15 protein-coding genes are annotated in these 11,891 nt (G+C 62.3%); 8 read left to right on the forward strand and 7 right to left on the reverse strand.

From position 1 onward, the window contains the following. Positions 1–25: 25 nt before the first annotated feature. Entirely contained in the window at positions 26–1,048 is a 1,023-nt protein-coding gene (gene bmt / locus AC0ZT5_RS06155) for a betaine--homocysteine S-methyltransferase (protein ID WP_488495704.1), read from the forward strand. Positions 1,049–1,063: 15 nt separating this feature from the next. On the opposite strand, the gene AC0ZT5_RS06160 is transcribed toward bmt, so the two are convergent. The 3 genes from AC0ZT5_RS06160 to AC0ZT5_RS06170 form a co-directional block, all read right to left on the reverse strand. Further along, positions 1,064–1,309: a hypothetical protein gene (locus AC0ZT5_RS06160; RefSeq protein WP_477287957.1), complete on the reverse strand. Its 246-nt coding sequence runs from the start codon at positions 1,307–1,309 to the stop codon at positions 1,064–1,066. Between the two features lie 242 nt (positions 1,310–1,551). Beyond that, complete coding sequence (locus AC0ZT5_RS06165) at positions 1,552–3,699, reverse strand: vWA domain-containing protein (protein ID WP_488495685.1); 2,148 nt, start codon at positions 3,697–3,699, stop codon at positions 1,552–1,554. A 2-nt stretch (positions 3,700–3,701) separates the two neighbouring features. Continuing rightward, complete coding sequence (locus tag AC0ZT5_RS06170) at positions 3,702–4,262, reverse strand: RNA polymerase sigma factor (RefSeq protein ID WP_095087997.1); 561 nt, start codon at positions 4,260–4,262, stop codon at positions 3,702–3,704. 153 nt (positions 4,263–4,415) lie between these two features. Between AC0ZT5_RS06170 and AC0ZT5_RS06175 the strand changes: the two genes are divergently transcribed. The 6 genes from AC0ZT5_RS06175 (at position 4,416) to AC0ZT5_RS06200 (ending at position 6,809) form a co-directional block, all read left to right on the forward strand. After that, on the forward strand, positions 4,416–4,739 hold the full coding sequence (locus tag AC0ZT5_RS06175; protein WP_457154973.1) for an ArsR/SmtB family transcription factor: 324 nt from the start codon (positions 4,416–4,418) through the stop codon (positions 4,737–4,739). After that, positions 4,736–5,161, forward strand: coding sequence for an SRPBCC family protein (locus AC0ZT5_RS06180; protein WP_477287951.1), 426 nt, complete (start codon positions 4,736–4,738; stop codon positions 5,159–5,161). The genes AC0ZT5_RS06175 and AC0ZT5_RS06180 overlap by 4 nt, the downstream gene beginning before the upstream one ends. A 56-nt stretch (positions 5,162–5,217) precedes the next feature. Next, positions 5,218–5,433, forward strand: coding sequence for a hypothetical protein (locus tag AC0ZT5_RS06185; protein WP_477287949.1), 216 nt, complete (start codon positions 5,218–5,220; stop codon positions 5,431–5,433). Between the two features lie 3 nt (positions 5,434–5,436). Beyond that, positions 5,437–5,886, forward strand: a complete 450-nt coding sequence (locus tag AC0ZT5_RS06190; protein WP_488495686.1) for a DUF1801 domain-containing protein — start codon at positions 5,437–5,439, stop codon at positions 5,884–5,886. Between the two features lie 81 nt (positions 5,887–5,967). Further along, positions 5,968–6,360, forward strand: coding sequence for a VOC family protein (locus tag AC0ZT5_RS06195; RefSeq protein ID WP_488495687.1), 393 nt, complete (start codon positions 5,968–5,970; stop codon positions 6,358–6,360). A gap of 41 nt (positions 6,361–6,401) precedes the next feature. Beyond that, on the forward strand, positions 6,402–6,809 hold the full coding sequence (locus tag AC0ZT5_RS06200; RefSeq protein ID WP_488495688.1) for a DUF1801 domain-containing protein: 408 nt from the start codon (positions 6,402–6,404) through the stop codon (positions 6,807–6,809). Positions 6,810–6,843: 34 nt separating this feature from the next. On the opposite strand, the gene AC0ZT5_RS06205 is transcribed toward AC0ZT5_RS06200, so the two are convergent. The 4 genes from AC0ZT5_RS06205 to AC0ZT5_RS06220 form a co-directional block, all read right to left on the reverse strand. Next, positions 6,844–8,022 (reverse strand): BaiN/RdsA family NAD(P)/FAD-dependent oxidoreductase, encoded by a 1,179-nt coding sequence (locus tag AC0ZT5_RS06205; protein WP_488495689.1) that lies wholly within the window; start codon positions 8,020–8,022, stop codon positions 6,844–6,846. A gap of 100 nt (positions 8,023–8,122) precedes the next feature. After that, positions 8,123–8,860 (reverse strand): dienelactone hydrolase family protein, encoded by a 738-nt coding sequence (locus tag AC0ZT5_RS06210; RefSeq protein WP_488495690.1) that lies wholly within the window; start codon positions 8,858–8,860, stop codon positions 8,123–8,125. 105 nt (positions 8,861–8,965) lie between these two features. Further along, positions 8,966–9,655 (reverse strand): hypothetical protein, encoded by a 690-nt coding sequence (locus AC0ZT5_RS06215; protein ID WP_488495691.1) that lies wholly within the window; start codon positions 9,653–9,655, stop codon positions 8,966–8,968. 89 nt (positions 9,656–9,744) lie between these two features. Next, a complete protein-coding gene (locus AC0ZT5_RS06220) occupies positions 9,745–11,319 on the reverse strand; it encodes a trimethylamine methyltransferase family protein (protein WP_488495692.1) in 1,575 nt (524 codons plus the stop codon). A gap of 275 nt (positions 11,320–11,594) precedes the next feature. Between AC0ZT5_RS06220 and AC0ZT5_RS06225 the strand changes: the two genes are divergently transcribed. Next, positions 11,595–11,891 (forward strand): B12-binding domain-containing protein (locus AC0ZT5_RS06225; protein WP_488495693.1); only part of this gene is annotated, 297 nt, incomplete at its 3' end.

An 11,891-nucleotide genomic window follows, 5' to 3' on the forward strand; every position in this document is an offset into this window, starting at 1 on the left:
AATTCAAAATATGAAAGCCGATCTGATGACGACGACCAACCCGATCGATGCGCTGCTGGCTGAAAAGGGCGTGCTGTTGGCCGATGGCGCCACCGGTACCAACCTGTTCGCCATGGGGCTGGAGGCTGGCGAAGCGCCGGAGCTTTTGAACGAGACGGCCCCCGACACCATCACCAGCCTGCACCAGAATTTCGTCGAAGCCGGCGCCGACATCATCCTCACCAATTCCTTTGGTGGCACCCGTCACCGGCTGAAGCTGCACCATGCGCAGGACCGCGCGCATGCGCTGAACAAGCGCGCCGCCGAGATTGCCCGTGCCGTCGCCGACAAGGCCGGCCGCAAGGTGATCGTCGCCGGCTCGGTCGGCCCGACCGGTGAATTGCTGGTGCCGCTTGGCGCCATGACCTATGACGAGGCCGTCGATGCCTTCGCCGAACAGATCGAGGGTCTCAAGGCCGGCGGTGCCGAAGTCGCGTGGATCGAGACGATGTCGGCTCCCGACGAGATCCGCGCCGCTGCCGAAGCTGCCATCCGCGTCGGCCTGCCCTATACCTATACCGGTTCCTTCGACACCGCGGGCCGCACCATGATGGGCCTGCTGCCGAAGGACATCCACGGCGTCGTCGACGGCTTGTCGCAAGCGCCGCTCGGCGTCGGTGCCAACTGTGGTGTCGGCGCGTCCGACATCCTTGCATCGCTGCTCGATATGACCGAGGCGAAGCCGGAGGCGACTGTGATCGTCAAGGGCAATTGCGGTATTCCCGAATTCCGCGGCACCGAAATCCATTATTCCGGCACGCCGGACCTGATGGCCGACTATGTCAGGCTCGCCGTCGATGCCGGTGCGAAAATCGTCGGCGGCTGCTGCGGCACCTCGTTCCAGCACCTTGCCGCCATGCGCAAGGCACTCGACGGGCACACAAAGGCTGATCGTCCGACTGTTGGCGCGATTGTCGAGCGCATCGGTCCGATGCGCAACAAGGTGGCGACGGAAAACACCGCCGAAACCAGCGAAGCCCGCCGCGAGCGTCGCCGCAGCCGGGCCTGACCTCATCGTTTCTGGTTATTCGCTGTTGTCGGCGTAGCTCGACTGCGCCGACTTGAAATCAGTGCCGGCGCCGGCTGCCGTATCGCCGCGCATCGTCATCAGCGCGCCCGATGCGCTGGGGTCGGAGATCTGCTCCAGCATGACGCGAAAGCGGTCATTGTTCAGCGCCGATATGGCGGTGTGACGCGCTTGGGCGACGTCGTCGCTGATGCGCCTGGATTCCGCCGACGGCGTGGACGAAGCCGATCCTAGTGCCGGCATATCTCGGGTTATCGAGTTCGCAACAGTCCTGATCGGCAATTCCGGCTCCCTCAAGCCCAAACATCAGCCTGTTCGTAGCGAGAGGAAATTTCGATCATCTACCGGAAATCCAACGCAATTTAACAATCCGCAAAAAAAGGCCGGCAAGGGAATAAATCCCTCGCCGGCCTGCCTCACCCGCCCGTGGGTCGGTTTCCCGTATCAGAACGATCCCATCTGAAAGAAACCGGCCGTCATCACCACTACCGATTTCCGCCCAGCGCCGAGGCAAGGCGCACAAGCGAGAGGAACTCGGACCTGTACCCAAACGGGTCGGCTCCTCTAGCGGCAGTGGCAATCTCCATGATCTTGTCGTAACCGAACTTCGCGGTTGCATCCTCGTCGCGCAGCTTCTGGCCGAAGGCCGCGACGGCCACGGAGAAGCGCTGGTCGGTGCCGGCCTCGTCGAACGACGCCACCTCGTTAGCCGAAGTCACCGGGGTGGTGATCAGCTTCGAGACGTCCTCGTTGGGCAGCTTGTAGCGGATCTTAACGAAGGCATATTCGCCCGCATTGGCGACGCCGCCATTGTCCACCGACGCCTGGCCGTAGCGCAGCGGATCGATCTGCTCGCCACCGCTGCCCTTCGGCGTGATCTCGTAGATCGCGGTGACCGAATGGCCCGAACCGATATCGCCGGCATCGACGCGGTCATTGTTGAAATCCTCGCGGTTGAGCGCCCGGGTCTCGTAGCCGATCAGCCGATATTCAGAGACCTTGTTCGGGTTGAACTCGACCTGGATCTTCACGTCCTTGGCGATGGTGAACAGTGTCGAGGAGGCATCCTCGACCAGCACCTTCTCGGCCTCGGCGAGCGTGTCGATATAGGCGGCCGTGCCGTTGCCGTTCTGGGCGATGGTCTGCATCATCTGGTCGTTCAGATTGCCGCGGCCAAAGCCGAACACCGACAGGAAGACACCGGTCTTGCGCTCGCTCTCGATCAACCGCTTAAGGTCGTCGTCATCCGTCTGGCCAACGTTGAAGTCGCCATCGGTGGCGAGCATCACCCGGTTGACGCCGTCCTTGACGAAGGATTGCTGGGCAAGCCTGTAGGCTTCCTTGATGCCCGCCTCGCCGGCCGTCGAGCCGCCGGGCTGCAGATTGTCGATGGCATTGAGGATCTTGTCCTTCTCGGCAACTTTTGTCGGCATCAGCACGGTGCCGGCCTCACCGGCATAGGTCACGATCGAGATCGTGTCGTCTGCCTTCAATTTGCCGACCAGAAGCCGGAAAGCCGACTTGAGGAGCGGCAGCTTGTCCGGCTCGTCCATCGAGCCCGAGACGTCGATCAGGAAGACCAGATTGGCTTTCGGCTGCTCGGTCGGCTTGACGTCAAAACCCTTGATGGCGACATGCATCAGCTTGGTGTGCGTGTTCCACGGTGTCGGCATGACGCTGACCGTCGAGTTAAACGGCGTCGTGGCGGAGTCCGGGCCCTTCCAGTCATAAGGGAAGTAGTTGATCATCTCCTCGACGCGGACCGTATCGGCCTGCGGCACGAACCCTTCCTTCAGCGAACGCCGCACGAAGGAATAGGAAGCCGTGTCGACATCGATCGAGAAGGTCGAGACCGGATCCTCAAGCGCGGCATGCACCGGATTGGTCTTGAAATCCTCGATGCGGTCGCGGTTTTCCTCTTGCGGCTGAACCTGGTCGGCCGGAGCCATGGCTGGCTGCTGCGCCATCAGCTTGGACTCGGCCGGCGCGAGACTCCGCGACTTGCTGGGGGCGCTTACAGTGCCGTCCACCGCAAATTCACCTGTCGGGGCCGGTGCCGGGGGTGCACTATTCATTGCCACACTTCCGGCGCCAGTAGCATCCTGTCGGGGAGCGCCCGTCGCCGCCTCCTTCTGTGCGCCGCCGATAGCGACGGTCGATTCGGATTTCGGCGGCGAGGCCGGCGCGACAAGCGCATCGGTGGCGTCGCGGCTTTCCACGTCCGCGTCGGCCTTCTTGTCTTTCTCCAGTTCGGTGCGGGCCGGCTTGAGCTCGTTGGTCGTCTGCTTCAGCGTCGCAGGCTTGTCGGCCAGCGTTTCGGTGATCTTCTCGTCGCCGCCGAATTTCGGCGGCTGTTCCCTCAGCATGTGGAAGGTGGCGTATCCGGCGATCGGCAGGGCGACGAGCCCGGCAAGGGCCGGCGCGGCAATGAGTTTCTTTTGCATGATCTCGCTCCAGAGCTTTTGTGCTCGCTCTGTGAGACGAAGCCCGCCAACCGATCCTTGGGTCGCGGTCGAAATATTTTCCTGGTCATAGGCGCGCATGGCGGCTTCGAAGGCACGAGCCTTCGCGCTCTCGCCCGGCGCCGGCGCCGCGATGTCGCGCAGTCTGTTGAGTTCGTTGTCGTCGACCATGGTCACACTTCCCCGGCCGAGCGCATCAGCGTCTTCAGCCGTTTCTTCGCTTCATGGATGTGCCAGGAAACCGTCGCCTCCGAGATCGCCATCGCCTCAGCGGCCGCCGCATGGCTCAAGCCCTCGCCGTAAACAAGCAGCACGGCGTCGCGCTGCTTGTCCGGCAGTTGCCGCACCGCCGCCCACAAGGCCTCGGCCGGGTCTTCCGGCTCTGCCGAAGCCTCGCCCGAGATCAGCGCGTGAACGCCGTAGGCCTCCGTCTTTGCCATATCGCGGGCGGACTTGCGCATCATGTCGCGCGCGGCGTTCAGGGTCACGGAGTAAAGCCATGTCGTGAAGGCGCCGCCGCCGCGATAGTCGCGGATAGCCCGGCCGAGCCGGACGCAGACTTCCTGGGCGATGTCTTCGGCATCGGCTTTCTTGCCGCACCAGCGATAGGCGGCGCGATAGACGAAGTCATAGTGCCTTTCCAGCAATTTGCTGAAGGCCCCCCTGTCTCCGCCCTTCGCCCGCCCGATCAGTTCGGCGTCGGAGGCTTCGCTCTCATCCAGCATCATCGCCATCATTTGCCTGTTGGACGAAGGCTAATGGCGATTCCTTGGGGCAATGGAAAGATTTTTTTGGAAACGGACAGATCGTGGCCTCGATGCCCCGCTTGACACATACATATCCCCGCGGTTATACGTCAATCAATAGCCGCCGAGTTATCGATCCCAATGACGAATGCTCACGATGTCCTTTTCAGAACGCTCTCCGATCCGACGCGTCGGGCCATCTTCGAGCGCCTGTGCCGGGAAGGCGAGCAGACGGTCGGCGCTCTGACGGCTCAGTCGGGGGTCTCGCAACCAGCCGTATCAAAGCACCTCGGCGTGCTCAGGCATGCCGGGCTGGTGCGCGACCGCCATGAGGGACGGCAGACCCATTACAGCGCCCAACTCGGCGCACTTGCACCGCTGACAGACTGGACGAACCAGATGAACGCATTCTGGCAGAGCCGGTTCGACGACCTCGAAAATCTGCTCAATAGAATGGACCAATGACCAACATTGCGACCGAAACGCGCTCCGTCGTTGTCGAACGAGAGATACCTCATCCGCCGGAAAAGATCTGGCGCGCGCTCACCCAACCGCATTTGATCGAGGAGTGGCTGATGAAGAATGATTTCAAGCCAGTCGCGGGTCATCGTTTCAATCTGCGAAAGGACCCGCAGCCTGACGTGAGCATCGTCGTTGACTGTCAGGTAACCGCAATCGAGCCGAACAAGACACTGTCCTACACCTGGCAGGCCTATGGCCTCGAGAGTGTCGTCACATGGACTCTCATGCCGACCAGCACGGGCACTCGATTGCGCATGGAGCAGTCGGGCTTCCGGCCGGATCAGGAGCAGGCATACCGGGGTGCGACGAGTGGGTGGCGGCAGTACTTTGCAAACCTGGCTGAGGTCCTGGCGCGAATGGATTGAAACCCGCCTAGCGGATCACTGGGTCCGCTTCGGCTCGTTTTTAACGGGAGGTCTCATTGGATTGGAACAAGTGGGTTCGGCAAATTCATCGCTGGCTGTCGATCATCTTTACGCTGACCGTCATCGCCAACTTCGTTGCCATGGCATTGGGGCAGCCGCCCGCCTGGATCGTCTACTCGCCGCTCTTGCCGCTCTTCTTGCTCCTGTTCAGCGGCTTGTACATGTTCGTGCTGCCATATGCCGCCAAGAGCTCGCAGCGTGCGGGCGGATAGGGAATGGCCAAGCCGCGGGAGCAGTCGACCAAGATCGCAGCCAAGGCCGCACCGGTTCTGCTGTCCGGCGGCAACCCACAAATCGCAAAGGGGGACGGCGACGCGCCGGTGCAGGCCTATATCGCTGCAATGCCGGGCTGGAAACGCGGCCTCGGCGAGCGCCTCGATGCACTTATCGTGCGCAATGTGCCTGATGTACGCAAAGCCGTGAGATGGAATTCGCCGTTCTACGGCATCGAGGGCCAAGGCTGGTTCGTGACGTTCCATGTCCTGACCCACTACGTGAAGGTGACTTTTTTCAGCGGCATGTCGTTGCGGCCGGTCCCGTCCGGCGGCACGGCGAAAAGCAGGGACGCACGCTGGATCGACATACGCGAAAGCGACGCGTTCGACGAGGCGCAGATGGCAGACTGGATGAAGCAGGCCGCCGCCCTGCCAGGCTGGATCCCCTAGCCGCGCCAGCGGATTGATTGAAGCCTGCCAGCACAATTCAAACCACGCCCTTCCGACAGGGCGGACAGAGGAGAAATAGCGATGAAGATCAAGCTGACCAGCGTCTATGTGGACGACCAGGAAAACGCCCTGCGCTTCTATACTGAAGTGCTCGGCCTCACCAAGAAGGCCGACTTCAGCAATGGACCCTATCGCTGGCTGACCGTGGCTTCGGCCCAAGAGCCGGATGGAACCGAGCTGCAACTCGCGCTCAACGACAACCCGGCCGCCAAGGCCTATCAGCAAGCCATCTTCAAGCAGGGCCAGCCCGCGGTCATGTTCTTCACCGACGACGTGAAGGGCGACTACGAGCGCATCAAGGCGAGCGGCGGCGAGTTCACCATGCCGCCGACCGAGGTGACCGGCTCGACCATCGCCCAGTTGAACGATACCTGCGGCAACCTCGTTCAGATCACCCAGCTGGCGCGCTGGTAAAACGCGGCAATGAAACGCGTCGTGGCAGAGGAAGGCACCCGATGACTCCATCGCAACAGATCGACCAGCTGATCGCGGGCCTTACCGACTGGCGTGGCAAGACGCTAGCCAGCGTCCGCAAGACCATTCTTGAAGTCGATGGCGAGATCATCGAGGAATGGAAGTGGATGGGAAGCCCGGTGTGGTCCCGCGACGGAATGATCGCCGTCGGCAACGCCCACAAGGACAAGGTGAAACTGACCTTTTCCCACGGCGCCGGCCTGCCGGATCCCGGCAAGCTCTTCAACGCGGGGTTGGACGGCAAGGTGTGGCGTGCGATCGATCTTTTCGAGGGCGATGAGCTCGACGGGCGCGCGCTGAAAGAGCTCGTGCGGGCGGCCATCGACTACAATCAGGCCAAAAGGAAGAAGAAAGCGCCTGCAGGCGCTCGGGCGAAGGCGCAGAAGTAGCACCAAAACCGGGACCACTTTTGAGCGATACGCATTAGGCAGCTTGTCCCGCGACCCAGCCGGACGACCACGCCCACTGGAAATTATAGCCGCCCAGCCAACCCGTGACGTCGACGACTTCGCCGATGAAGAACAGGCCCGGCACGGATTTCGCCTGCATCGTCTTCTGGTCGAGTCCGTTGGTGTCGACCCCGCCCAACGTCACTTCAGCGGTACGGTAGCCCTCGGATCCGGCCGGCTTGATGCGCCAGTCATTGACCGCCGCGGCGATGGTTTTGATCTCAGCGTCCGAAAGATCGGCGAGGTTGCCGTCGATCCCGGTGCGCTCGGCGATAGACTGCGCAAGCCGCTTCGGCAGATGATTTGCCAGAACCGTCTGCACCGCTTGCCGCCCATTGCCGCGCTTGGCGGTACGAATGAGATCCGCTACCTCGACCCCCGGCAGCATGGCGATGCGGATTTCATCGCCCTCGCGCCAATAGGACGATATCTGCAGGATGGACGGTCCGCTGACGCCGCGATGCGTGAACAGCATCGCTTCCGAAAACCGTGTCTTGCCACAGGTGACTTCCGCTTCGACGGCATTGCCGGCCAGGGCCGACAGCCGCTCAAGCGTTTTTGCGTCGAAGGTCAGCGGCACCAGCGCCGGCCGCGTTTCGACAATGGCAAGGCCAAACTGTTCGGCAAGCTCGTAGCCGAAGCCGGTCGCTCCCATCTTGGGGATCGACTTGCCGCCGCACGCCACGACCAGAGACTGGCAAATGACTTTGCCGGTGGAGAGGGTGAGCACAAATCCTTCCAGGGTTTTGCGGACATCCCCGACCTCGGTCGACGGTGCCAGCTCCACGCCCCTGCCCCGCATTTCCACGACCAGCATGTCGATGATCTGGCGTGCGGAGCCGTCGCAGAACAACTGCCCCAGCGTCTTTTCGTGATAGGCGATGCGGTGGCGTTCGACGAGCGCGATGAAATCGCGTTGCGTGTAGCGGCTGAGCGCCGAGATGCAGAAATGCGGATTGCCCGAGAGAAAGTTCTTCGGGCTGGCATGGATGTTGGTGAAATTGCACCGCCCCCCGCCGGAGATGCGGATTTTTTCGCCAGGCATCGCCGTGTGATCGAGGATCAGCACCGAACGGCCGCGCTTGGCCGTCTCAACGGCGCACATCATTCCGGCGGCACCCGCGCCGATGATCACGACATCATAGGATTGCATCAGGCTAAATCGTTCCCGCTGACGGCGCCGTTGTAGCAGGCCGCGCCATCGTGCAGTCTCTACCCGTTCGGCGTGACCGCAGGCAACGCCCCGATCAGTTTTAGATCAGCGTCTCGGCAAAGAGCGTCGTCAATCGCTTCCAGTGACGTTCGGCACCCGCGGCATCGAAGACGCTATGGTCGGGCACGCACCAGCCATGCGCCATGCCGACATAGTTCTCGATGACATGGTCGACTTCCGCCACCCGCAACGCCTCGGCAAGCCGTGCCGACTGCTCAGGCGGGAAACTTCTGTCGACACCGGAGGTGCCGACATAGACACGCGCCTTGATCGAGGCAGCCTTGCGATGCGGGCTGTCGGCGGCATCGCTGCCCAGATTGCCGCCGTGGAAACTGGCCGCCGCCTTTATCTGCCCGGGATAGGTTGCCGCGGCGTTCAATGCCCGTGCGCCGCCCATGCAATAGCCGACCGTGCCGATCGGCCCGGCAACACCCTCGGCAGCCAGCGCATCGAGGAATGCGCCGCTGTCGCTGATGGTCATCGCCTGCGTGGTGCCAGTGACCAGTGCCATCAGCGCTGTCTTGGTCTTTTCCTCGGAAAAGGCTGTCTTGGCGTCGAACGGCCCGTAGGGCGCATTGCGGTAGAACAGGTCCGGCACCAACACCGCATAGCCTTCGCCCGCCAACCGTTCCGCCATGCCATCGAGCGCAGCGCGCGGCCCGAACGCATCCATATACAGGATGACGCCGGCCTTGGCCGGGGACGTGTTTGCAGCGCGGAAAAGTCCTGCCCTGGCAACGCCATCCCTGGTCTTGATCTGAAGGTCTTGTTTCGTCATCGCCTGCTCCGTTCGTCAGATGCGCGATACATATCCGCGCGAGCCGCCAGGGCAAGGCGTTCCCTGAACCCGGCAGTCAACATTTCGTGCAGGATCGCGTGACGACTACAGACCTGCGAATGCCGCCATATGAAAGGCCTGGACCTCCGGTGGATAGCGATAGGCCGTGCCGTACGGACAGGCGTTGCGGTCGAGGCAGCCACCGCTGCGGCACGGTCCGCCATTCGCCCCCCGCACATGCGCAAGGCAGGATTGGTAGGCGAAACCTTGTGCGGAATAAGCGTCGACCGGACAGGACTTCAGGCAAGGTTTTTCCACACATGCATCGCAAAGGTGGAGCGGCGTCTCAACGGCTTGAAGCGGAAGTTCTTGCTCGAACAGCAACGCACCGCGATAGGCGTGCCACAGCCCATAGTGCGGATGCATGAGGATGCCGAGCGGTGACGGCTTCAGCCCCTCCGCCCGCATCGCCCATTGCTGGAACGGCAGATAGGGCTTGTCGGACGGTGAAATGGCCCTCGCCCCGAATACCTCCGCTACCGCCCCGATCACTTCACGCGACCAGGTGTCGAGCGGACTGGCGATGGGCGGCGATTGCTTTTCCCGCCAGCGCAGGAAATGCGGCCAGGACGCGTCACCCGCCTGCCCCACAAGCAGGACGGACTTGGCTGGAGCGCCTGACTGGCCCGGCGGGGGCGCATCGCCCAGCGTAAAATTGAAGCCGCCACGAAGAACAAGGCCGTTGGCGAAAAGCGCCGCAGCGATACGGTCAAAGCTGCCGGCAGGCGCAATCATTCCTTCTTGACCGGATCGGAGAATGCGCTCCGCCAGACTTCCTTGTGAATGATGTTGGCGACTTTAGCCCCGCCTGACTCGGGCTCCTTTCAAGTGAAGGCGTCGGGCATCGATCCCTTCTTCTTGGCGATGAAGTCCTTCAAGGCTTCGTCGGTGCTCGGATCGAGGTACGGCGCCTCGTAGCTTTCCAGCCAGCGGCGGGCGAGCTCGTTGGCGCGCTGCGGCGCGGTCTTTTCACCCTCGGCCAGCCATTGTTCGTAGGAATTGTTGTCGGCGATGTTGGAGCGATAGAAGGCGGTCTGGAAATTGGCCTGTGTGTGATCACAGCCGAGATAATGGCTGCCCGGTCCGACCTGGCGGATGGCATCCATCGCTTGGCCGTTTTCCGACAGATCGACGCCCTCGGAGAACTTCTGCGTCATGCCGAGCTGGTCGATGTCCATCATGAATTTTTCGTAGCAGGAGGCGAGCCCGCCCTCGAGCCAGCCAGCCGAATGCAGCACGAAGTTGGTGCCGGCCAGGATGGTCGAGTTCAGCGTGTTGGCGCTTTCGTAGGCCGCCTGAGCATCCGGAACCTTGGATGCGCAGAGCGAGCCGCCGGTACGGAACGGCAGGCCGAGGCGACGTGCGAGCTGTGCGGCGCCATAGGACACCAGCGACGGCTCCGGCGTGCCGAAGGTCGGCGCGCCCGATTGCATCGAGATCGACGAGGCGAAGGTGCCGAACAGCACCGGCGCGCCCGGCCGGATCAGCTGGGTGAACGACGCGCCGGCCAGCACCTCGGCCAGAACCTGCGTCAGCGTGCCGGCGACCGTCACCGGGCTCATCGCGCCGGCAAGGATGAACGGCGTGACGATGCAAGCCTGGTTGTGGCGCGAATAGACTTTCAGCGCGCCGAGCATGGTCTCGTCGAACACCATCGGCGAGTTGGCGTTGATCAGGCTGGTCAGCACCGTGTTGTTTTCGACGAAGTCGTCGCCGAACACGATCTTGGCCATGGCGACGGTGTCCTCGGCACGCTCCGGCGCGGTCACCGAGCCCATGAACGGTTTGTCGGAATATTTGATGTGGCTGTAGATCATGTCGAGATGGCGCTTGTTGACCGGCACATCGACTGGCTCGCACACGGTGCCGCCCGAATGGTGGATCGACGGCGCCATATAGGCGAGCTTCACGAAATTCTGGAAATCCTCGATCGTCGCATAGCGCCTGACGCCGTCGAGATCGCGCACGAAGGGCGGCCCATAGACCGGCGCGAAGACAGTGGCGTTGCCGCCAATCTGCACCGAGCGCTCGGAATTACGGGCGTGCTGGGTGTAGACGGAAGGCGCGGTCTTCAGCAGCGAACGGCAGAGCCCTTTGGGAAAATGCACACGCTCGCCCTTGACGTCGGCGCCGGCTTCTTTCCACAGCTGCAGTGCTTCGGCGTCGTCGCGGAAGATGATGCCGACCTCCTCGAGCACCGTGTCGGTGTTCTTCTCGATCAGTGCCAGGCCTTCCTCGTCCAGCACCTCATAGACGTTGATCTTGCGTTTGATATAGGTGAGCTGGGTGCCGGGACCGCCGCCCGAACGTGCTGCACGCCGGGCAGCCGCTCCGCCGCTGGCGCCGCGCCCGCGTCGCGCGTTTGACGCTTCCTGATCAACTGCCGCGTGTTCGCTCATGATCGCTCTTCCCTGAATTTGTTCTTGTCCGGAATCCATTGCGGCAGCGTATCGCCGCTTCTTGCCGGATCGTAGCCATGCACCCTATTCGAAACGGCCCGCCAGCGCCAACGCCTGTCGCAAAATCGACAAGAATTCCAAGAGAGTTACGGTCGCTTTCCTTTTGCGGGAAGTCGCAAATCAGCTATGGATACATGCCCTCAGCGGGTTAGGTATGAACGCGAATATTGTGTGCCTTGCGACGCAGTCGCGATGCCGGCAGGAGCTCAATACAAATGTCCGACGACGAGATCATCCTTTCCGAACTTTCCGACGACGAGTTGGTGCAGCAGATGCACGACGATCTCTATGACGGGCTGAAGGAAGAGATCGAGGAAGGCACCAACATCCTGCTCGAGCGCGGCTGGGCGCCTTACAAGGTGCTGACCGAAGCGCTGGTCGAAGGCATGCGCATCGTCGGCGAGGATTTTCGCGACGGCATCCTGTTCGTTCCCGAAGTGCTGTTGTCGGCCAATGCGATGAAGGCCGGCATGTTCATCCTGCGTCCGCTGCTTGCCGCCACCGGCGCGCCG

The sequence above is a fragment of the Mesorhizobium sp. CNPSo 4670 genome (assembly GCF_057784235.1).

Bases quoted from the DNA above. Each gene is read 5' to 3' on its own strand.
- bmt (WP_488495704.1), top strand. From the start codon at position 26: ATGACGACGACCAACCCGATCGATGCGCTGCTGGCTGAAAAGGGCGTG.
- AC0ZT5_RS06160 (WP_477287957.1), bottom strand. From the start codon at position 1,309: ATGCCGGCACTAGGATCGGCTTCGTCCACGCCGTCGGCGGAATCCAGG.
- AC0ZT5_RS06165 (WP_488495685.1), bottom strand. From the start codon at position 3,699: ATGGTCGACGACAACGAACTCAACAGACTGCGCGACATCGCGGCGCCG.
- AC0ZT5_RS06170 (WP_095087997.1), bottom strand. From the start codon at position 4,262: ATGGCGATGATGCTGGATGAGAGCGAAGCCTCCGACGCCGAACTGATC.
- AC0ZT5_RS06175 (WP_457154973.1), top strand. From the start codon at position 4,416: ATGACGAATGCTCACGATGTCCTTTTCAGAACGCTCTCCGATCCGACG.
- AC0ZT5_RS06180 (WP_477287951.1), top strand. From the start codon at position 4,736: ATGACCAACATTGCGACCGAAACGCGCTCCGTCGTTGTCGAACGAGAG.
- AC0ZT5_RS06190 (WP_488495686.1), top strand. From the start codon at position 5,437: ATGGCCAAGCCGCGGGAGCAGTCGACCAAGATCGCAGCCAAGGCCGCA.
- AC0ZT5_RS06195 (WP_488495687.1), top strand. From the start codon at position 5,968: ATGAAGATCAAGCTGACCAGCGTCTATGTGGACGACCAGGAAAACGCC.
- AC0ZT5_RS06200 (WP_488495688.1), top strand. From the start codon at position 6,402: ATGACTCCATCGCAACAGATCGACCAGCTGATCGCGGGCCTTACCGAC.
- AC0ZT5_RS06205 (WP_488495689.1), bottom strand. From the start codon at position 8,022: ATGCAATCCTATGATGTCGTGATCATCGGCGCGGGTGCCGCCGGAATG.
- AC0ZT5_RS06210 (WP_488495690.1), bottom strand. From the start codon at position 8,860: ATGACGAAACAAGACCTTCAGATCAAGACCAGGGATGGCGTTGCCAGG.
- AC0ZT5_RS06215 (WP_488495691.1), bottom strand. From the start codon at position 9,655: ATGATTGCGCCTGCCGGCAGCTTTGACCGTATCGCTGCGGCGCTTTTC.
- AC0ZT5_RS06220 (WP_488495692.1), bottom strand. From the start codon at position 11,319: ATGAGCGAACACGCGGCAGTTGATCAGGAAGCGTCAAACGCGCGACGC.